Genomic DNA, 21,208 nt, shown 5'->3' on the forward strand with positions numbered 1-21,208 from the left:
GCAAGATTGTAAAGAGGCAGATAGTCCACTGTTCGGTTTATATAACTCTAATGTAGCGTATTATTAGATAGTTAGTTTTTTTTATCAAAATATACTTTGTATGTAAATCAAATTTAATTAATATATTTGCAGAGTAATAATTTTTCAACAGATAATACTGATTAAAAATAAGATTATGCGTACATTTAAATTTATCGGAATGGCTGCAATGGCAGCCTTTATGAGCATGGGGATGATTTCATGCGGTGATGACAGTTTACAGTCAATAACCGAAGCACCCGAAGAAGTTGAAAAGCCAACGAACAAAGACCTTGAATTTGCCTTGTCAGCAGAGAGTGAGAACCTTGTCAATAATGAAGTTAGCATAGGGGCAGAGGGGAAAGAACTGGGTATATCCTTTGCCACAAATACGGATTGGAATGCTAAAGTTTCTTTCAGTGATGAAAATGCCAAAGAGTGGTGTAGCATAACTCCTATAAATGGCAAAGCGGGAGTAAATTCATTGAGAATAAAGATAGACAGGAATAAGGAAGTTGATAGAAGCACTAAGATAACCATTCTGTTGGAGAGTGCATCAGACCAAAGCCACATATCTGAAATCAAATTGAACGTGACGCAATCCTATATGGATACAACTAAAAAATTACATATTGAAACGGCTGGTACTTTGCCAACCTTAATGTCAGGAGAAGAGTCTAAAGCCGTCAAAGAACTGACATTGTCAGGATTTATCAATGGAATAGATATTAAATTTATCAGATACATGAAGAATTTGGTGAAAATAGATTTGTCAGATGTAAATATTGTCAGTGGTGGGGATGATTATTGGTTTACAGCAGTTGAAACGGGGGTTGAAATAGCAGATAATGTATTTCCTATGGGGTTCTTTGAGCATCTGAAATACCTGGAAGAGATAAAACTGCCGAATAGTATTGTTGAAATAGAAAGGCGGGCATTTTACAAGTGGAAAAATAGAATATCCATTGATATACCTAATGGGGTCACAACAATTGGATATGGTGCTTTCAATGAATGCACAAATTTAACATCTGTAAGTATTCCAGGTAGTGTTACGGCAATTAAAGAATATACTTTTCAGGAATGTACAAATTTAGAGTCCGTTAAGATGGCTAATGGTATTACCTTAATTGATAGGGAGGCATTTCGGGATTGTAAAAGTTTAAAATCAGTTGATATTCCTAAAAGTGTTACAACAATTGGAGGTGGTGCTTTTAGCGGTTGTACTAGTTTGACATCTGTAAGTATTCCTAATAGCGTTACTGTAATTGGAAGTAGTGCCTTTCGTTAATGTATTTAGAATCTCAAAACAACCAAAAATAACCAGAAATATTCAAGCGTAAGTCTTTATCTATCAGAATATTCTAAAAATTAACACTTTTCGGCTGCTTTTTGATGCTTCCCAAATTTCCACATATTTTTGAGACGTATTTCTGACGTGGAGAATTTGCGGAGCTTGTTTTTTGCCACATCGTGCGGACAGTTGACAAGGGTTTACAACCGTTTACGATGAGCGACAACAACCGCCCTGATATGCAGCAATAGTAACATTGTGCAGAAAGGCGACAACGGTTGACCTCCGTTTACATCCGTTCACCATTTCAGAGATATACGATTGAAGGAATGAACCAGTAAACGATAAAAGCAGCATGAAAACAACCAGAAAATGCAATTTTTGCAGCAAGTCATTTGTAACCCGGAGCGGGGTACAGAAATATTGCAGCGAGGCTTGTCAGGCGGAAGCCAAACGAGCTAGAACGGAACAGAAGAACAACCTCTTCAAAGCTGTCCGCCCCTTGATGGAGATACAGCATCAGGAGTATCTCACCTTTTCCAAAGCAGCAGTACTCATGGGCTGTTCCCGACAGTACATCTATAAACTCGTAGCCCTCGGCAAACTGAAAGCCTCACGTATCAGCAACCGCATGGCGTTTATCCGCAAGACAGACATCGAGCGGATGCTGGAGGGCAATCCCTACCACCGTGTCCTGCCCGGCAGTACTTCCACTCCGAGAAAGTCCGCTTCATCTTCCCCGCTTGCCAAAAAAGAAAAAAGGGAAAAGGAAACCTATGAAGTGCTGGACTTCTATTCTGGCGAGGAGGTGATGTCGCTCTTCAAGGTCAGGCAGTCGTGGCTCTATACCACAGCCAAGCGCAACCGCATTCCCATCTGCCGCATCGCAGGGAAAAACTATTACAGCAAGAAACACGTTGACGAGTTCTTCGGTATGGCTATAGATACAAGCAATATCACCGATTGGCTCCTGATTGAAGAAGCGGAAGAACTGTTCGGCATGAAACCCTCCGCACTCCGGGCATACGCCTACCGCCACAAGATACCGACCAAAAGAGAATACGGGCGCACCTATTACTCCAAATCCCATCTGGACGAACTCCGCAGGACAGACCTCGTGAACGATGAACGCTACTACACCGTGGAGCAAGTCCGGCAGATTTACGGGCTTTCCTCCGCCAACATCAGCCATATCGTCAAGGTGAAGCACATCGAAAAGATAAAAGTAGGCGTGAAAAACCTGCTTTTACGCTCCGATGTGGAGCGTGTCATGGCTGAAAGGGAGAAACAACCGTGAGCAACCGACATTGCCGGAAAATTATTTCAAAATGATTGTCGTGGAGGTATTCACGGTTGTTTCACGTTGTTCCTTTGCCACCGTAAACACGGGAACACCCCCGAAAATGTACAACTTAAAACATCATCAATATGAGCAAATGCAAGACAGTTACCTTGCGCAAGCGCAAGATTAAGAACGGAACACAGTATTCGCTGTGTCTGGACTATTATCCCGGCTACCGTGACAACACCACCATGAAGGTGATTACACGTGAAGCTCTTGGGATTTACATCTTCGCCAAACCTGCCAACCAGCAGGAGCGTGATTTCAACGCACGCATGATGAAAAAAGCGGAGATACTGCGTAATAGGCGTTATGAAGCCATCTTCAACGAGAACAACGGCTTCTTTGACAAAGCCAAGATGAAAGGCGATTTCCTCGCCTACTTCAAGGGGTTGGCAGACAGGAAGAATATCAAGTGGCAGCACGTCTATAAACATTTCGAGCGGTTCGTGAACGGCAAATGCACCTTTGAGGAGGTGGACGTGGATTTGTGCCGCAAGTTCATGGAATATCTGCTTAACGCCCCACAATCCATACACACCAGCCAAAAGCTGCATATCAATTCTGCGGCGGGCTACTGGTCGGCTTTCCGTGCGGTACTTCACACCGCCTACCGGGACAGGAAGATAAAGGAGAACCCAAACGGATTCTTAGACCGCATCGAGTGCATTCCCACCATGAGGGAACATCTGAGCCAAGAGGAACTGATACGGCTTGCCGAAACGCCTTGTGAGGAAGAGGTATTGAAAAGGGCGTTCCTTTTCGGTTGTCTGACCGGACTAAGAAAGAGCGACATCAGGCAGCTCACTTGGCAGCAGATACAGCCGTACACCAACGGCAAGATGTTCGTGACCACCCGTATGCAGAAGACCAAACAGATTGTACACAACCCCATCAGCGATGAAGCCTACGGACTGCTTGGGGAACGGCACGAGGGACTTATCTTTGACGGTTTCAAGGACAAGATGCTGCAAGGACCACTCAAACGCTGGCTCTTGGCGGCAGGCATAACCAAGAAGATAACCTTTCACTGCACCCGGCATTCATTCGGAAGCCTGCACGTGGAAATGGGTACGGACATGGCTGTCATCCAAGCCTATCTGGGACACAAGAACATTACCACCACGCAGATTTATTCCAAGATGGCGGCACAGCAGATGTGCGAGGTCGTGGACAAGATAACCCTGAAACGCAAGGAAGCGTAAGGCGGTTCAAAATCCATGATATTCAGAGGGAGCGGTTATTGTTTGGAGCTTTAACCGTTCCTTTTATTTTGGTTGGTACTTAAAGTATGATAATTGAGTATGATTCCGGACATTTGGTGAAAAACATTGAAAAAGAAACCACTGACAAAGGATAATGAGTAATAATTGAAAGAAGACTATTAAATTTGCGAAAACAGTAACAAGTAACAACCGAATAAGACAAAGAATATGGAACCGTCCGTAAAAGACAAACATATCATTTTAGGATTTGTCGGCTTTGCCATCCTCCTAATATCTTCCATAGCGACACTGATTGTCGCTGAGAAATTCAACCAAGACACCTTTGTAAGGCTGATAGTCTTTGTGTGCAGCAACCTGTTGGGGTGGCTGCTCTACTTCTCCTTCCAGACAGTCATTTTCGATACATACGAAATCTACAGAATCAAGTTCGGCAGGAAAAAGACACCTGCCGAAATCACAGAAATTCAGGAAGACCAGTCCCAAGATGCACACAAGCCTGTAATATCGGCATCAATGCCAACAGGTGGAGAAGCGACCCCGGATATAAAACCGACAGAGATTGCCATATCCCCGGAGCTTCACGAGAAGAACCGTGCCGATTACGAGGACAGGGAGCAGCGGGAAAATGAGGAGCGCATCGCTATGGTCATGGAATACATCCATTTCATCATGCCCCGTATTGCTGACAAGGAGACCGTGAACCACATCTGTGCCGAGGTCAACAACTGGATGCGGCTCCACAGTTACAAGCCCAAGCCGATAAAAGGGCGGCTGACCAAAGATATTTCAAACATTCCGCTCCGCCATTTCGTGTGGAATATCTCCGAGCGTTTCATGTACAAGAAATACTACACGGGGGATAACCGTGCCCGCTTCATCAGCACCCTTTTCCCACGGGAGTTTGCCGATACGGACATAGCTACCATCAAGAACTTCAAGGTAGAGCCGTTAAAGACACTGATTCCCATTGACGAGCCTGAAAACGGCAGACTGGATTTCCATTATCCTGCGGATTATGTGCAGGAGAAGCGGATTTAAGCCTGTTTTAGAGTAATCACGATAATAACGACAAACAGCCAAAACTCATAATCCTCTGTTATACAATAATTCCCGAATAACTTTACCCGTCATTTGCGGTTGGGCATCGTTATTCGGGAATTATTTTGCAATGACCTTTCGTGGAGATATTCACGGCTGTATCATTCCAGTCCTTTGCGCCAAGCCTTACAAAAGAGGCGAGTACGCAAATGGAAAAAACAGTGATTACATTCAACGACCTCCCGGAGATTGTGGCTCAGCTTCGGGACGAGGTGATGAGCCTTAGAAGCCTGCTTACTGAGCAGCGCAGTGTGAACAACGCAAGGGCGGTGGACACCCATGTCCCCATGTCAGTGGAAGAGGCGGCGGAATATCTGGGCATTCCCAAAGGCACGCTCTACATGAAGCTGTCGGAGGGAAGCATTCCCGCCACCAAGCCCGGCAAACGATATTGCCTTTACAGGGACGAACTGGACAAATGGCTGGAATCCTCCCGGAAGAATCCCGTACCCCTGTCCGATGAGGAACTGAGCGAATCCTTATATTCTTCCCACCGCCGCAAGCCCGCTCCGCGTAATTGGTAAACGTCATGGAAGAGGACAAGAATTATATCAGTCTGATACATGGCGACCTGACGAGGGCGACCCAAGTACAGCACGGGATGCCGGACAGCATCGGCGTGATGAGTATCAAGACCGCCAACCGGACGATACTCGAAGCATCGCTGCTGCCCACGCCCCGTGCGCTCTGGGACAGTTTCTGGTATGAGGGGGAACTGTCCTGCCTCTTTGCGGATTCCAATGTGGGCAAGTCCATCCTTGCCGTGCAGATAGCCGACCGTATCGCCCGGACTGACGATGTGCTGTATCTGGACTTTGAACTCTCCGAAAAACAGTTCCAGCTACGCTATACCAGCGAGCATGGAACGCCATACATCTTTCCTGAAAGGCTGTACCGGGTATCGCTTGACTGCAATTCGTTGCTGGAAGCCGATTTCGAGGAAGCCATCATGGGAGGCATAGAACAGATGGCTCTGCAAACCGGGTGCAAAATCTTCATCGTTGACAATCTTACCTACCTGTGCTGCGCCATGGAGAAAGGCGATGCGGCAGGACGGCTGATGATACAGCTCAACAACCTCAAAAAGAGATACGGATTGTCCGTCCTTGTTCTGGCACATACACCCAAACGCTCTTTGGACTGTCCCATCACTTCCAACGACCTTGCCGGAAGCAAACGGCTCTACAATTTCTTTGACAGCGTGTTCGCCATCGGGAAGAGTGCGCAGGACGGAGGGCTTCGCTATGTGAAGCAGCTCAAAGTCCGGTACGGGACATTCTCCCACGATGCGGACAATGTAATCATCTACGAGATTGAGAAGGTGGACGCTTTCCTGCAATTCGTGTTCAGGGGTTATTCAACGGAAAAGGAACACCTGAAGAAACTGGGTGACAACGAATCCAGCCAGAGGGATTGCCAAATCCTGCAATTGTCCCAGTCCGGCAAGTCCGTCAGGGAGATAGCCTCACAGGTGAACTGCGGCAAGTCCACCGTCAGCCGGATAATCCAGCGCAGCAAGGAGGACAGGAATGCAGCCGTCCCAAGTGTCCCGCTGTCCCAACAGACAGGAAGTGGGACAATGGGACAGGTGGGACAGCATGGGACAAGCGGGACAGTAAGAGAAACAAAGCAGGCAGAGTTGTTTACAGGATATGGGAAAGAGGAGAATAAGGCATGAAAAAGCAGTCTGCACATAGCTGTATAAAGGATAACCGCTTCATTTACGGTACAAGGGATGATACAGGCAGAAGCCTGATGTCCCAAGGTGTCCCGGGGTGTCCCACTGTCCCAAGTCTTATAGGGACGGGACAATGGGACAGCGGGACAACAATCGAAAAACTCAAAAACAAAGACAAGCCATGAGCAACTATTCGTTACAGAAATATAAAGGAACGGCAACACGGCATACTTGCCCGAATTGCGGGGACAAGCGTTCTTTCACATGTTATGTGGATGAAAGCGGTATGCTCCTGCATCCGTCTGTCGGCAGGTGCAATCATGAGAGCAGTTGCGGGTATCATTATACTCCCAAGGAGTATTTCCACGACCACCCCGAATGCCATACCGACAAGGGGTTCTCTTTTGACAGGCAAAGGTCAGAACGGAAGCCCGGACAGACATCACCAAAAGCAAGCATAGGCTACATACCGCCAAAGTATGTGGAGAGGTCGCAAAGCGTGCACAGCAACTTCTTCCGCTTCATTTCCTCGCTCCTTGATTCCTATTACGGCAGCAAGGCAAAGGAAGTGTTGAAGCGGTTGCTGGAAGAGTACCGTCTTGGAGCAACCCGTGACGGGGCTGTCATCTTCTGGCAGATAGACCGCACAAACAGGGTACGCACGGGCAAGGTGATGCAGTACAATCCAGAGGACGGACACCGTATCAAGGGAGGAGAGGTGTCGGCAGTGGACTGGATACACAGCATACTGAAAAGGCAACGGGTACTGCCGGAGGATTGGCAACTTTCCCAATGCCTGTTCGGGGAACACCTGCTGAATGTCTATCCCGACAAGGTAGCGGTCTTGGTGGAATCCGAAAAGAGTGCCGTTATCGGCTCTGCCCTCTTTCCCGGTTATGTATGGCTGGCGACAGGCGGCAAAAGCCAGTTGAGAGAGGAAAAGCTCCGTGTGCTGAGCGGACGAACCGTGCTTCTCTTTCCCGATGCGGACGGATATTCGGAGTGGAAACAGCATGCCAGGGACATGACCTATTGCAAGGTTGTCGTGTCTGACATCATAGAGAAGAACGCCACACCGGAACAGAAGGCAGCCCATATCGACATAGCCGACTGGATTGTCTTCCAGATACGAGAAAGTAAAATAATGTGTACAGCCAATCATCTTGTAGAGGCGGAAAAAGTCCTCCGGCGGATGATAGAGAAGAACCCCGTCCTGCAAAAGCTGATAGATGATTTCGACCTTGTACTGGTCAGTACATCCCCAATCGGCAGTGGCGATGAAAACCCTCCTTAATGGAGGAGAGCGGAAGCCGTAGGCTGTAGCGGACAGACAAGGGCTTGCCCTTGATATAGCCCACTATAACTACACGCTCCGCTTTCGTAGTTGTGGGCTCTCCCGAGGGGCTGGGCGTTGCCCCGTCCCACTCAGGGCGTTTCACCCCTGAGAACCCCGAGCAAAGAGTGACCCTCTCTTTGCAATCTCCCTTATGGGCACAGCCTCTAAGAACCCCATAGCGGTTATGAGCGAACAGCGGCAAACAACTTTAGTTAATAACCAAATCAACATAAAAATGGCAACAAAATCAAGCATACATATCAAGCCCTGCAGAGTCACATCAAGTGGGGCTCATAACCGGAGAACTGCCGAATATATGCGCAATATCGGCAAGTCTCAAATCTACATCGTACCCGAATTGACTGCCGGTAACGAGCAGTGGATAAACCCGGGCTTCGGCAATCCCGACCTGCAGGCGCACTATGACTACATCAAGCGGATGGTCAAGGAAAAGACAGGACGTGCGATGCAGGAGAAGGAACGTGAACGAAAAGGCAAGAACGGGAAAATCACCAAGGTGGCTGGATGCTCGCCAATCCGTGAGGGCGTGTTGCTCATCAGACCGGACACGACACTGGCAGATGTGTGCAAGTTTGGCGAGGAGTGCCAGAGACGCTGGGGCATCACTCCTCTCCAGATCTTCCTGCACAAGGACGAGGGACACTGGCTGAACGGTCAGCCGGAAGCGGAAGACAGGGAGAGTTTCAAAGTCGGCGAAAGATGGTTCAAGCCGAATTACCATGCCCATATCGTTTTTGACTGGATGAACCATGACACAGGCAAGAGCTGCAAGCTCAATGACAAGGATATGACAGAAATGCAGAATCTGGCATCCGACATACTCCTGATGGAGCGTGGGCAGTCAAAGGCTGTTACAGGCAAGGAACATCAGGAACGTAACGACTTTATCATTGGGAAGCAGAAGGAGGAAATGAAGCGGCTTGATGCCACGAGGCAATACCGGGAACATGAGCTGGAAATGGCGAACAAAAAGATGCATGAAACGGAAAGCATTACCAACGCCCTTATCGAAAAGGCAAATGAAAAGGAACGGCAGAGTGAAGACCTTGACAGGGCTATCAGCGAGAAACGCTCCAGACTGAACAAGGAAAAAGGAAGTGAACTTCTGAACGCCGCTGTCGGCTGGGCTACCGGGAAATCGAAAGCCCTGAAAAATGAAATAGAGGATTTGCGCTGTGAGATTTCCACGCACGAGGAAACCATCGAACGGTTGCAGGATAAAATCCAGACCATACAGAACGACCACAGCCGTGAGCTGATGCAACTGGAGGCCAAACACCGGTCCGAACTGAACCGCAAGGAAACGGAACATGTACAGGAAACTACGAGACTCAAGAACCGGATTGCATGGCAAAGCCATATTATCGGCTGCCTCAGTTTCCTGCTGCTAAAAACAAGCGACATCTTCCGCAAGGCGGTACACAGTATCATCCGTTTTGCCCGTGATTATTACAAGTCCCGTTTTGACACGGAACAGGTATATGACATCAAGAACGCCCTTAACCTGTTCGGGGATGACAGACAATCACATCAGGCGGCAGGGGATTTCCTGTACTTCACTGCCAGGCAAAAGGGTGAATTTGACAACCGGGAGCAAATCAAAGCCAGACGGGAAGTTGACAATGTGGTGGAAGGGAATTATGACCAGCAGCAGAAAAGAGGTTTTTCGATGAAAAGATAATACCTTTATCTTATAATCCTCGCTTCAGGAGTAACGATAGAAATCAGTGCAGGTTATTTGAATAGCAAATTAAATAATCCGCCACCGATATCAATACCCAATTTGTTGCCTTTATACTGAAAATACGGAGCTACTATCGGAAGCGTTTTCGTTTTATGCAACGGAAAATCGGTATGGCTTCTGACGCCGAAATCCATCCCCCAGTTGGGAATGATGTCATAGGAAACGAATCCCCCGTAATTCGAGGAACTGAAAGGAGAAGAAAGAATGAAGGAGTATGAGGCAAATGTGTTTAGACGAATTTTCTCGTTGACGGGATATGTCAACAGCCCGGACAATCCCAATAGCTGACTCTCGCGTCTGGGGACACTCCATTTTACGGTATATGCCTGCAAGTTAAATGACCAGCAACCGGGAGAATATACATATCCGATACCTGCATAGTTCATTGTTCCCAAGCCGATGAAGTTTTCCTGCCTGCCTATGCCGTAAAAATAGCCGGAAGGATAGCTTTTAATGATACCGGAGGTCGAATATTCCCCCTCATGCAAAGGCGATTTGTCGGTAGGGAATGTCGGATTATATGGGTTCTGCACGTCAAATGTTATCTGGGACGGGCAACTGCCGGAAGAAAGATCAACCGCTTTCCGTATATCCAAAGGCTTTGGGGTAATGCTTCTTTCGTTATGAGGCGAAGTATTTCCTTCCTGAACGGAAACCTTGACGGTGTCACGCGACACTTGAAATTCCTGACCGTAAGAAGCGGCTTTATTTAGAAAAAAGAAAATCACTATAAAACAAGTAAATACTTTCCTGCTCATAAAATGATAATTTTAATATTCGGGACGAACATTTGGCTATATCAGAGATTCGTCCCGAATGATTGGTGAATAATCCGGTTCAATAAGGATTACAATTGCACAGTCATTATTCCGCAGTTTTCTTCACCGGTACCGCGAGTCCACATATACAATTTCGCTCCATTTGGGAAAGGATTGCCCACGATCATAATGTCATGACCGCTTTTCACTTCTTTACCAAATTGTACAGGGCCGTTAGGCGTGTATTTCCAATAGTACGCAGTCGTATATTCCACCCAGCCCCATAAAACTTTTTTAGACGCATTTACACGGATAGCCTGTTGGTTTCCTCGCATACCAATCTGTGCGGTGAACTTTCTTTTCTTCGTTTTCACGTAAACCCTGTTTATACCATTTTCGATCGTTACACCCAGCGGGACAGGATAAAGTAAAGAAAGTTCTTTTTTATATCCGTCATAATTTTCAAACTCCTTCATGTTCTTTCTCTCACCGGCGATACATACGAACCCTTCGGGGGTCAATGTGATTGCCTTGCTTACATTCAACACCGGCATATATATCGACAAATCGGTGCTGTCCTTGTCGTTGAATATAAAATCAGTCTGGTAAGCAGTCTTAATGGATTCATATTCTTCCTTGCATGTGGCGTTTAATATCTGTCCCAAGGCTTCGCTGTGCATCCTGTACATGGAGGTGAAGCCTTTCTGTCCGGATTCCCATTGCAGAAGTTCCTCATCGGACAACGTGCCCAAGGAATCGAGCAAGGCATTGTATTCCTCCTCACTGGAAAAGGAAAGAATTTTTTCATGCAAACTTCTGGAGGCCGGGAAAGAATGGTTCTCCTCATTCATCGGATTGTTCACTATGTCATCAGAACTACATGATGATAAGACAGCCATTGCCAAAGCAAGACTAAAAAGCGTTTTTCTCATAATTGAAAAAATTTAATAATTGGTTATTATTTAAACATGGGCACATATAATGATATGCCGAACTCTTTGTTATTCTTTGTATTGGAGGCAAAAGCATTGTCATACAATGGCTTGAAACCATGCTTGTAGGAAGCGGACAATTTCATGCCGTTCTTAAACTCATAGCCTAAGGTGAGGACTATCGGAAAGTCGAAAACCCGCCCTTCCAAGTTTTCCTTCAATTTATCGGTTTTGAAATAACCGGTGGGTTCAATGCCAATACCGGCATACAGTCCGGAACAGATGCGGTAATTGATTGAGCCGTTCAAAGCAAGTCCCCATATCCATGCCTTGTCAGACCAGGGAACAACGTTGTTTCCATTCAAATCGAAGGACTCTGCTTTTCCCTGAACGGCTTTTCCCAATATGGAAGCATCAATCCAGAAACGGTTGGAAAGATCGAAGCCAAACTGGTAGCCCAAATTAAAGCCTACTCCGGGTGTCCATCGGGTTTCGGGGTAGGAAGAGTTGTTCGCCGTTCCCGTACTCATGTAAGCATATCCCGAATATTTTCCCAAATGTCCGTCCGTCACACCGATGATAATGCCGGATTTTTGTGCAAAGCATCCTATTCCTGCCAGCAAGAAAAGCATTGATAAAATTGTCTTTTTCATTTTTTTTATTATTATTTAGTTTTCCTGTAAATTGTCTATCCATTTCGTCTGGAACATCCTGCATCCTCCCACGACACCTATCCCGTTTATGACATTGGTGTAAGTAGAGCGTATGGGAGCCAGTTCAGAGTTTCCAAGCCCGTTGTTTTTCTGGTCGTTCAGTGATTTCAGATACCTGTAAAACTCTTCCGAAAGGCTGTACAGGCTGATTCTGTATTTCACTTGGCGTTTGATATGTTCGGTTCCGTCAGGGGTTATGAAGTCGTCTTCATAGTCTGCCTCGTAATTGGTATTCAGACGAACCGTGTAGCTTTTCCCTTTAATTTTCGTATCGTCCCAGTAATACAAATTCCGGTAGAACCCGTTTTCAATCATCAGGATATCGTCTAACCCGGAAGATGTATTCAGCAGAGGTTCGTCGTCCAAGTTCAACGCGAGGGTACTGCTTTCTTCCGAATACTTGCCATCGTTCCAGAACAGTTGTTTACGCTCCACCTTCAACGCATAATAGTCTTTTGTCTGCGCATTGTCTGTAAAGCCTATCCGAAACTGAAGCAGGTTCGGTTCACCGTCTTTGAGAGCCAATTTGATTGATGTCAAAGGGAATCGGGACGGGACAACCGTAGCGGATGAAACCGCTTTCATTCTTTCTGCCGCTGCGGTTATGTTGACCTTGTCGCCATCTTCATACGCCTTTACCGCGTAATAGCTTTGGGCGGGGACTCCCGGTATGGAATCGTCCGTCCATGCAAGGGGTACCGCTTCACCGTTTACGGACAGGTGGACGTCCGCTCCCTTCAGTCCCCGGACGAGCTCGCCTTTCTGACTGACGGGAAGGCTGCGTGAAAGGTGGACTACCGTTGTGTCGCCGCTTCCCGGATAGCTGTATAGCACCAGTTTGGGAGAAGCGCCCACATCGTCCAGTTCAAAATGATAGGTACAGGACGAAAGTAAGCCGATATACACGGGCAGTAATATATGATATAAATGTTTCATGCACTTAAAATTTGAGGGTATAACTAAACGAGGGTATAATCGGGAAAATGCCAAATCCCTTACCCCTGAAACCGCCGTCGGGCAGACGCTCTATCCGGGTATAAAACGCATTCATACGGCAATAGGCGTTATAAATGCTGACGTTCCAGATACGCTCGAATCCCCTTTTGGTAGTACGCCGGAAATTGACACCCAAATCGAGCCGATGATATGCCGGGAGCGTGATGTTGTTCGGTTTCTCGTAAACCAGTTCCGGTTCGCCTGAATCCGGTATGCCCGGAAAAGAGGGCCCGTTTACATACTGGTTCGGGACGGTGGCACGGTCGCCGCTACGGTAAACCCATGCGGCGTAGGCATCTATACGGTCATTGAACTTATGCCGGTAGGCGATGTTCAGTTTATGCCGGTTGTCGAACTTGCTGGAATACCAGCCGGGATAAAAATCAGTAAACTTTTGCAAGCTCCATGAAAGCGTATATCCTGCTTCGATGACATTGTAACGGTCTTTGTATGCCAATGACAATTCTACGCCGTAAGACTTTCCCTTGCCGGTCTTGACCAGATTGTCCCAGTTCTCGGCAGGAAGCATCAGGCTGTTGCCCCCGTCGTATTCCAGCAGTTGGCTTGTGGTACGGTAATATCCTTCCACGTTCAAACTGATATGCCAAGGCAACTCCGTATATATCCCGGCTGCCACTTGCCTTGAACGCATGGGACGAACTTTGCGTGTGGAAGGAACCCAACTGTCTGTCGGCAGGTTCAGATAGGTGTTTGACAGTTGGTGCGCAAATTGGCTCATTTCCGTATAGGACACTTTCATCGTGGCTTTTTCCGAGCATTGGTAACTCATGGCCAGTCTTGGCTCCAAGGAATGGTACATCTTTCCGTCTGTCTGATAAAGGGTGTAATGCAGTCCCGCGTTTAATTTCGTCCTGGAGGACAGCCGCATTTCATCTTCCACATAAAAAGCGACCTCGTTACCCTTATAGCTGCTTGCGTTTTCTGTCGATAAGGTATCCCTGTCCGTCTGGTTTCTGGAAGCCGTGCTTTGCGGATGATATATGTGATGCAGATAATTGCTGCCAAAGCGTATATGATGATTCGTGCCGGGACGGTAGTCGAACTCCATGCGGTATCCCATGTCGTCGATTGTGGAACGGTTGGACCGTTCCATTCCCGTCATGGAAGTTTGTTCCCCGTCGGAAAAGAAACGGCTGCCTTCCACATAATCATACATGGAGATATTGCGTGAATAGACACCGGTGAAACTGCCGGACAACTTCGGGACGATTTGACAGTTCCACGTCAAAGCCGTAGTCAGGTTGCCCCATTGAGCCTTGAAATCGGAGTCGTAATGTTCCCCGTCTTCGAACGTCTGCCGGGCTTTTGTCTTCAGCAGGTCATTTCCGGAATACACGCTAAGGGACAGTTTATTATTGTCCGAAAAACGGTGGGTGATTTTCCCGTTGATGTCGTGAAAGGCATAGCGCACGTTCTTTTTGTCATCGGGATTGGAACGGTTGAGCAGGAAGAATGCCGGAGCTGTGAAAAGATCTGCCCAACTTCTTCGCATGGCTATGTTGAACGAGGTCTTGTCTTTTATGATCGGGCCTTCAAACTGGACTCTGCCATCGAGCAGCCCCAAGGAGAAAGTCCCGTGAAACTCCTTCATGTTCCCCTCTTTGGTGCGTACATCCACTACGGAAGAAAGTCTGCCGCCGTAACGTGCCGGGAAACCGCTTTTATAGAAATCCACGTTTTTGATAATATCCGTATTGAAAGCGGAGAACAGCCCGCCCAAATGGTTGATCTGGTAAAGCGGTGTTCCGTCCAGCAGAAAAAGGTTCTCATCGTTCTTGCCTCCGTGTACATACATGCCGGAAAGCAGCTCCGTTCCGGAAGCCACACCGGGAATATTCTGGAGGGTCTTTACCAAGTCCGGTGAACTAAGCAGCGAAAACTCCGTATTCAACTGTTCCGAGGTCAGCGACACTTTGCCGGTCTGTGTCGTGCGGAGGGAAGCGTTCAAGTCTGCAACCACTACTACTTCTTTCAGCGAAGTATTGCTTTCTTTCAGGTAGATGACACCGTTGTAATTGGATGTCAAATCCACCTCCTTCACCACATCCTGATAACCTATATAAGAGAAACGAAGTTTGTGTTTCCCCTCCGGCAGCGTAATGCTGAAAAATCCCTGTTCGTTACTCAGTGTTCCCGTTTGGGTATTCAAATCGAAAATGGTCACGTTGATCAGCGTTTCTCCGTTATCCTCGCATATGTGGCCGGAAAAAGTATAGTTGTTCTGGCGGAACAGCAGGACATATTCTCCCTGAATCTCCCATCGGATGCCGGTTCCGCTGAAAATCCTTTTTAGGTTCTCAGGCAAGGAACTGCTCCGCTGGAAGATACCTTTGGGCTTTATATTTGCCAAGGAAGAATCGTATACGAAATGAACAGAATACATTTTTTGCATGGCATCTATGGCTTTTTTCATTTCGGTTGAATCCTGTTGGGCTTTAGCACCCAGAGAGACACACAATATAATCGCAATGATTGTTAACTTCATTGTTTTACTTTTTCTATCTTTACATTCAACACTTTCTCTATAAACCTGATTATTTCATCAAGGCTTTTGTTCTTGAAGCTGGCCGTCAGGCGTTTATTCTCATTGCTTGCGGATAGTTTGACTTTATAATATCGGGACAATTCCTCAAGTACCTTTGGAAGTGGGGCGTTGTCGAAAATAAAGCTGCCCGCTTTCCGTTCTTTGATTACCTGTACGTCCGGTTGTTCTTCCGTCACTTGCGCTGCCATGCCTCCGGTCAGTATCACAACGTCCGGTTGCCCGATTGCTGAGAACTGCACCTTTCCCGATGTGACTTGCACGATAGCTGTGTCTGCACGGCTCTCATCGACGGTAAAGACAGTACCCAATACCCTGACTTGGGACAGTTTCCCTTCTACCGTAAACGGGTGGGCATTGTCATGCTTGACAGAAAACGCGACTTTTCCTTCCATGTGAACTTTGCGGCTGGATTTCCGGTAATCTTTTGCGTGGAAACGGACGGAAGAATGCGGGAACAGGGTTATGGAGGAACTGTCCGGAAGCATATAATCCACGGGGTGCGAGTAAGCCGTTACCTCCTTCCATGCTCCGTTTTCCCGGAAGCGGGGATAAATAAGGACTGCGACCAGAATGGCTGCCGCCATACCGGGAAGTATCCACCACAAGCGGAAGGATTTCCGTTCCTGTTCCGTTATCTGGTATTTCTCTTTGAAAGCCTTCAATGCTTTTTGCGTATCCAACTTGTTCTTCTGATAGTGGCGCAAGACAAAATGAAGGCATTTTTCATCCGTGGTTCTCATACTCTTTTATTTTGGTTTTCGTATTAATGACTGGGATTACAGACAAATTCACTATGCGGAATTTGTGAATATTAGTTAAATAAGAATGCGTAAACTTTCTGTGTCCCTTCCCGTATCAGTCGGAGCGCCTTGCTGATGTGGTTATCCACCGTATTTACGGAAATCTGAAACTTGGCGGCTATCTCCCTGTATTTCATGCCGTCGCGTTTGTTCAGCAGGAATATCTCCCGGCAGCGTTCGGGCAAGGCATCAATGGCAGTCCACATCCGCGCTTCCCTGACCGAACGTTCCTCCGCTTCCTCATCGCTCAACGTATCTTCAAAATCAGAAGGGGAAAGATTCGGATCATAAATCTCCTCCTTCTTCAGATAGTCCAGGCTGCGGTTGCGGGCAGTCGTATAAAGGTAGGCTTTGACATTTTCTATCTCGGCTCCACTGATACTTAATTTCTCCCACAAGGCAGAAAAACTATCTTGTACGATGTCTTCTGCAATATCCGTATCATGGACATAGTGCAGCACGTACAAGCATAACGAACGATAATGGTATTTAAATGTTTCGTCTATGTCTATTGTAAATTTATTCATACAAATAGGCTTATTATTCTGTGTGTCTACATAAAAGGACACAAAATAAGGCAAAATTCACTATTTCATATTGTTAAAGAAATATAACGTACCCCTTTCCCATATACACATGGTGGAAAACATCACGGGGTTTCCGCACTTTCCTTTCCGTTTTTCCACATTCTTTCTTTTTTTCCGTCCTATATCTATCGGAAAATAAAAAATACGTTTATGGAAGAAAAAGAAGTTGCGCAAGGTTTATTTGATGGTGGAGTTCGGAAAACCTTTTGCGGTAAAAAGGAGATGTATGTAGCCCTCATGGCAGAACCAACTTTTTCGCAGTTCTCCAAGTTCATGCCCGTATCCAAGAAAGACGAGGTATCGGCTATGAGAACGCTTATCAAGGACTGCTTCATCGAAGGTGACCACGAACTGGTAAATAATAATTTCCGGTTCCTCTTCGGCTTGATGGGACAACTCACCGACTTATTATCACCCGCTAGAGCACGCTCATAAATTAATAGAATGTTGGGCGGTACGTGACGACCAGCAACATCCGGCAACAGATGATTTACGCGCGTCACTACTTTCCCGGCGTCAACCAACATAAGGTGACGGACGAGGAGCCCGAACAACTTTCGGAAGAAGTACTCTGACTGTACGAACAGGTGATAATAAGTCAAATAAGCTAAGAAATAATAAAAATGTTAAATCTTCATCCTTTAGAATGTACAATTAAAGACAACGACCATATTCCTGACTTATTGCTTATAAAATATTGAGGAATAATTAGTTGTAAATACTCTGGATGTAGTAGTTTGACATCTATTGATATTCCTAATAATGTAACTACAATTGGAGCACTAGCTTTTGCAGGTTGTGTAAATCTTACTTCAATAACAATACCAAGTAAAGTCACAAAATTCGGAGCTTATTATATAGCAGCTGAGATTGCAGAAAGTAAATGTTTTTATGGATGCAAAGCATTAAAAGAAGTGCATATAAAAAATCCAAATCCACCTGCTATTTTAGAAGATACCTTTTCAGTATATGCTGATGCTACTTTATATGTTCCAATAGGTAGTAAGGAAGCATATCAAAATCACTCTATATGGGGAAAGTTCGGAACTATTATTGAAGAATAAATAAAATAGAAAGACAGCATTTGAAGCAATTCATTTGCTGTTTTTTTATTATCATTGCAAATAAAAAGCAATGGTAAAGCCAATAGAAAATTTCTCATTCCAATATAACGAGGAAGAATATAGCCTTCTTGATTATATCTATCCAGTGGCGCAAGAGTATGCACCAGATTTTGACTATAATGAAGATACAGGTGAATCCTACATGGCAGTTTCGCAAGCTCCGGATATTTTTAAAGGAAGGTATAATACACGTAAATTACGGCATAAATTCACAGTAGAGGAATATATGCAGGATAAAGAACTGCAAGGCTATCTGCAAGCATTGGAATTGGATAGTGGGAAGTTCTGGTATCTGTTGCTCTTTTGCTATGACTATAGTTGGGGGATTTGCATGAAAGGGATTGAAATAAACAAATTTCCTGTTGAGCACATAAGAGACTTTGTAGACACAATCTATAGCAATTATGCAGGCAGTGGCATGCTTGGGGCTATTTTCAATGAGCCAATAAGCCTAACTTTGAAGATAGGCAGGAAAAATATCGTGATTGATAACAATAATGCCATAGCCTATATTGCCAAATTCTGTGACGACGGATTGGAAAATAACGATTTGACTGATTTATCCAGCGGGCACTTCGTGGATTTAACCCGTCAAAGTTCTGATTCCGTTTCCGTATTGGCTTACTATTTTTCTAAGATGATAATTTCCGCCTTTGACCACCAAGAACATTTGAAAGATAAAAGAAAGAAAGGGGCAAACCTTTCGGATAAGGAGAAAATGGTTATCTCCCATTCCCTGTATCTTACTGGCATTATAAACAATGAAAGCGTGAGGGAAAGCGATGAATATCTAAAGGCTATCTTAAAGAGATATAAGAATACAGAGATAAAGAAGCTTAACTCATTCTATCTTAAGGAATAACTTTCCACATTAGGAACAATCCTGTTTGTCTGTTTTTATCGGATTTTAGTCCATAAACAGATAAACAGGATTTTTTCTTGTCTGGTTTTCTGATTCTACGACATGGAAAACATTGATTGATAGATGTTTCTTGTAGGGGAACAGTATTTGTGCGTTTTTTTGTTCCTGTTAGCTCTCCGATTAAAGGGTAATCTTTGCAGTATAAAATAAATCGGTGAGCCAGATACCCAAATAAGTCCGCAGGGCAGCGGCAAAATTGTATGAAAAGATTTGAAATTGTTACATTAACTTCGTTAGTAAATGAAGGAAAGAAGATTGCACGTTTAAGTGGTAATCGTGATTTGAATGAAAAGATTGTGAAGGCTAAGATGAAGTCACTGGAACAATACGGACAGTTAATACCTGCCGTAGTGGTAGACGCTACTGATGCTATCAATCAAGGAATGGAAGTTATTGACTTTACTACAAGTGATGTTATAGGAAAGGAAGAAGCTATGAATTATTTGGTGTTAGTTGACGCTAACCACCGCTATGAAGCACATTGCAGACTTTTAAAAGAGAATGAAAAATTGGACGAACCGAAATACTTGGGTGAGTTCTATTTGATGTACGCTTTGAATGCAGAATTGGAAATAGCTAAGATGTTATCAGAAATCAATATCTCTACCAATTCGTGAAAGGGTGGAGATTATGCAAAAGGAGCAAAAATGAGTAATCTGCAAAAGGAACTGCCTTTGTTGGATGCTATAAATGATTTAGTAAATGAAGGATATAATTTGTCCGTAGCATCGAAGTGGCTGACCTTTACTGCAAATATTGATAAAAAGGTTATGAATTGCGCTATGGACAATATTATTCTCCCACAGTTAGAGAATACCGTAGGTTTGGAAAGAGGGCAAAGATTAATAGAAGCGGCAAAAGAACATTTCACAGAGAAAAACATAAAAAGTAGATATTTAATTGACTGGATAATATCCAAGTATAACACTACTGGCGATGATGAAAAACCCGATTTCACTGACAAAATGGAACGTTTCCTCAGAAGTATCAGCAAAGAGGATGCAGACTATATCAAAAAAGCTAAGGGTAAAACAGGCGGAGATACAAAGGAAAATATTATCAATCAGAAATTGACTGAATTATGGGGTAATTTTGAAGGATAACCCTTTGAGAAAAAGCCAGTGGGTATTACCTGCTAGCTTCCCTAACAAGAGTAATAACTATTAAATGATATATATTATGATTAAAGAGAGTAAAGGCAATATGTATGAGTTCGTGACACACACATGGAATCCTATTAAGGGTAAATGTTTTCATGGTTGCACCTATTGTTATATGAAAAAGATGTGTACCTGTTTGAAAGCTCCCAGACTGGATGCGGCTGAATTAACCAGCTATCTTGAATGCTCGAACTTTATTTTTGTAGGAAGCAGTATTGATATGTGGGCAAAAGACATACCAAACCATTGGATAAAAATCGTTTTGGACTATTGTGATAAGTCTGCCAACAAATATCTGTTTCAGAGTAAGAACCCTTCCAGAATATTGGATTTTATAACTCACCCAGTATTTCACCATTCAGTGGTTTGTACGACCATAGAAACCAACAGGTCTTATCCAGATGTGATGTACAACTCACCAGAGATAGAGGAAAGGGTACGGGCAATGGAAAAGATTGCGGATTCGGGTATAGATACCTATGTTACGGCAGAACCGTTGATGCAGTTTGATTTGGATGAAATGGTAGAGTACATAAGGCGATGTAATCCGAAGCTGGTCAATATAGGACGGAATACCAACAGAAAAGTAGAGTTACCAGAACCAACAGCAGATGAAGTGAAAGCACTTGTGAAGGAACTGGAAAAATTCACAAAGGTGGAGATAAAGAAAAACGCGAAAATATGGTTTAAGTGAGAAGATATAACCTCTTTTATATTTTAAGTTCTGCTATATTATCTTTTGGCTATGCTACTTTTTCCTCATGCATTTGGCAGCAAGTTGCTATATTCCAATTATATCGGGTTATAAATAGTCCCATAAACATATATTTGGCAACTGTAATGAGCCCCTTTCCTTCTTTTATCAGTTTAGCACACATTTTTTTGATATTAAA

Annotated in this window: 21 protein-coding genes; 14 read left to right on the top strand and 7 right to left on the bottom strand. The window is 44.9% G+C overall.

Going from position 1 to position 21,208, the window contains the following annotated elements; translation table 11 throughout:
- Positions 1-175: 175 nt before the first annotated feature.
- The 8 genes from H8S52_RS15760 to H8S52_RS15795 all read left to right on the top strand — a co-directional run bounded on the left by H8S52_RS15760 (position 176) and on the right by H8S52_RS15795 (position 9,694).
- Entirely contained in the window at positions 176-1,309 is a 1,134-nt protein-coding gene (locus tag H8S52_RS15760; protein ID WP_186910194.1) for a leucine-rich repeat protein, read from the top strand.
- A 358-nt stretch (positions 1,310-1,667) separates the two neighbouring features.
- Positions 1,668-2,609 (top strand): helix-turn-helix domain-containing protein, encoded by a 942-nt coding sequence (locus H8S52_RS15765; RefSeq protein WP_007557696.1) that lies wholly within the window; start codon positions 1,668-1,670, stop codon positions 2,607-2,609.
- A 131-nt stretch (positions 2,610-2,740) separates the two neighbouring features.
- Complete coding sequence (locus H8S52_RS15770; protein ID WP_007557695.1) at positions 2,741-3,859, top strand: tyrosine-type recombinase/integrase; 1,119 nt, start codon at positions 2,741-2,743, stop codon at positions 3,857-3,859.
- Between the two features lie 228 nt (positions 3,860-4,087).
- On the top strand, positions 4,088-4,918 hold the full coding sequence (locus H8S52_RS15775; RefSeq protein WP_007557693.1) for a hypothetical protein: 831 nt from the start codon (positions 4,088-4,090) through the stop codon (positions 4,916-4,918).
- A gap of 209 nt (positions 4,919-5,127) precedes the next feature.
- Positions 5,128-5,502, top strand: coding sequence for a helix-turn-helix domain-containing protein (locus H8S52_RS15780; RefSeq protein ID WP_040312055.1), 375 nt, complete (start codon positions 5,128-5,130; stop codon positions 5,500-5,502).
- Positions 5,503-5,507: 5 nt separating this feature from the next.
- The gene (locus tag H8S52_RS15785) at positions 5,508-6,656 is read left to right on the top strand and encodes an AAA family ATPase (protein ID WP_007558561.1); all 1,149 of its coding nucleotides are present in this window, start codon (positions 5,508-5,510) and stop codon (positions 6,654-6,656) included.
- A 181-nt stretch (positions 6,657-6,837) separates the two neighbouring features.
- Complete coding sequence (locus H8S52_RS15790; RefSeq protein ID WP_040312054.1) at positions 6,838-7,950, top strand: DUF6371 domain-containing protein; 1,113 nt, start codon at positions 6,838-6,840, stop codon at positions 7,948-7,950.
- Positions 7,951-8,227: 277 nt separating this feature from the next.
- Entirely contained in the window at positions 8,228-9,694 is a 1,467-nt protein-coding gene (locus H8S52_RS15795) for a mobilization protein (RefSeq protein WP_171028056.1), read from the top strand.
- 53 nt (positions 9,695-9,747) lie between these two features.
- Here the strand turns inward: H8S52_RS15795 and H8S52_RS15800 are convergent, their stop codons facing one another.
- The 7 genes from H8S52_RS15800 to H8S52_RS15830 form a co-directional block, all read right to left on the bottom strand.
- Positions 9,748-10,515, bottom strand: coding sequence for a hypothetical protein (locus H8S52_RS15800; protein ID WP_007558554.1), 768 nt, complete (start codon positions 10,513-10,515; stop codon positions 9,748-9,750).
- Positions 10,516-10,604: 89 nt separating this feature from the next.
- Positions 10,605-11,447 carry a DUF4848 domain-containing protein gene (locus H8S52_RS15805; RefSeq protein ID WP_118399506.1) on the bottom strand — a complete coding sequence of 281 codons (843 nt, stop codon included), beginning with the start codon at positions 11,445-11,447 and terminating at the stop codon, positions 10,605-10,607.
- 26 nt (positions 11,448-11,473) lie between these two features.
- On the bottom strand, positions 11,474-12,100 hold the full coding sequence (locus H8S52_RS15810; protein WP_007558550.1) for a hypothetical protein: 627 nt from the start codon (positions 12,098-12,100) through the stop codon (positions 11,474-11,476).
- A gap of 15 nt (positions 12,101-12,115) precedes the next feature.
- A complete protein-coding gene (locus H8S52_RS15815; RefSeq protein ID WP_007569488.1) occupies positions 12,116-13,096 on the bottom strand; it encodes a DUF4249 domain-containing protein in 981 nt (326 codons plus the stop codon).
- A gap of 4 nt (positions 13,097-13,100) precedes the next feature.
- Positions 13,101-15,662 carry a TonB-dependent receptor domain-containing protein gene (locus H8S52_RS15820; protein WP_117985015.1) on the bottom strand — a complete coding sequence of 854 codons (2,562 nt, stop codon included), beginning with the start codon at positions 15,660-15,662 and terminating at the stop codon, positions 13,101-13,103.
- Positions 15,659-16,462, bottom strand: a complete 804-nt coding sequence (locus H8S52_RS15825; protein WP_007558542.1) for a FecR family protein — start codon at positions 16,460-16,462, stop codon at positions 15,659-15,661. Before H8S52_RS15825 ends, H8S52_RS15820 begins: the two co-directional genes overlap by 4 nt.
- 71 nt (positions 16,463-16,533) lie before the next feature.
- Positions 16,534-17,049, bottom strand: a complete 516-nt coding sequence (locus tag H8S52_RS15830) for an RNA polymerase sigma-70 factor (protein WP_007558540.1) — start codon at positions 17,047-17,049, stop codon at positions 16,534-16,536.
- Between the two features lie 210 nt (positions 17,050-17,259).
- On the opposite strand from H8S52_RS15830, the gene H8S52_RS15835 reads away from it, so the two are divergent.
- The 6 genes from H8S52_RS15835 (at position 17,260) to H8S52_RS15855 (ending at position 21,009) form a co-directional block, all read left to right on the top strand.
- Positions 17,260-17,544, top strand: a complete 285-nt coding sequence (locus H8S52_RS15835; protein WP_007558537.1) for a hypothetical protein — start codon at positions 17,260-17,262, stop codon at positions 17,542-17,544.
- Positions 17,545-17,846: 302 nt separating this feature from the next.
- Positions 17,847-18,173: a leucine-rich repeat protein gene (locus H8S52_RS15840; RefSeq protein ID WP_186910195.1), complete on the top strand. Its 327-nt coding sequence runs from the start codon at positions 17,847-17,849 to the stop codon at positions 18,171-18,173.
- 70 nt (positions 18,174-18,243) lie between these two features.
- Entirely contained in the window at positions 18,244-19,095 is an 852-nt protein-coding gene (locus tag H8S52_RS15845) for a hypothetical protein (protein ID WP_186910196.1), read from the top strand.
- Positions 19,096-19,355: 260 nt separating this feature from the next.
- Positions 19,356-19,772, top strand: a complete 417-nt coding sequence (locus H8S52_RS20020; protein WP_255470098.1) for a hypothetical protein — start codon at positions 19,356-19,358, stop codon at positions 19,770-19,772.
- A 30-nt stretch (positions 19,773-19,802) separates the two neighbouring features.
- The gene (locus tag H8S52_RS20025; RefSeq protein ID WP_255470099.1) at positions 19,803-20,258 is read left to right on the top strand and encodes a hypothetical protein; all 456 of its coding nucleotides are present in this window, start codon (positions 19,803-19,805) and stop codon (positions 20,256-20,258) included.
- Positions 20,259-20,334: 76 nt separating this feature from the next.
- Complete coding sequence (locus H8S52_RS15855; protein WP_186910197.1) at positions 20,335-21,009, top strand: hypothetical protein; 675 nt, start codon at positions 20,335-20,337, stop codon at positions 21,007-21,009.
- Positions 21,010-21,208: the final 199 nt, after the last annotated feature.

This window comes from Bacteroides sp. NSJ-48, assembly GCF_014287405.1.
Taxonomy (GTDB): Bacteria; Bacteroidota; Bacteroidia; order Bacteroidales; family Bacteroidaceae; genus Bacteroides; species Bacteroides stercoris.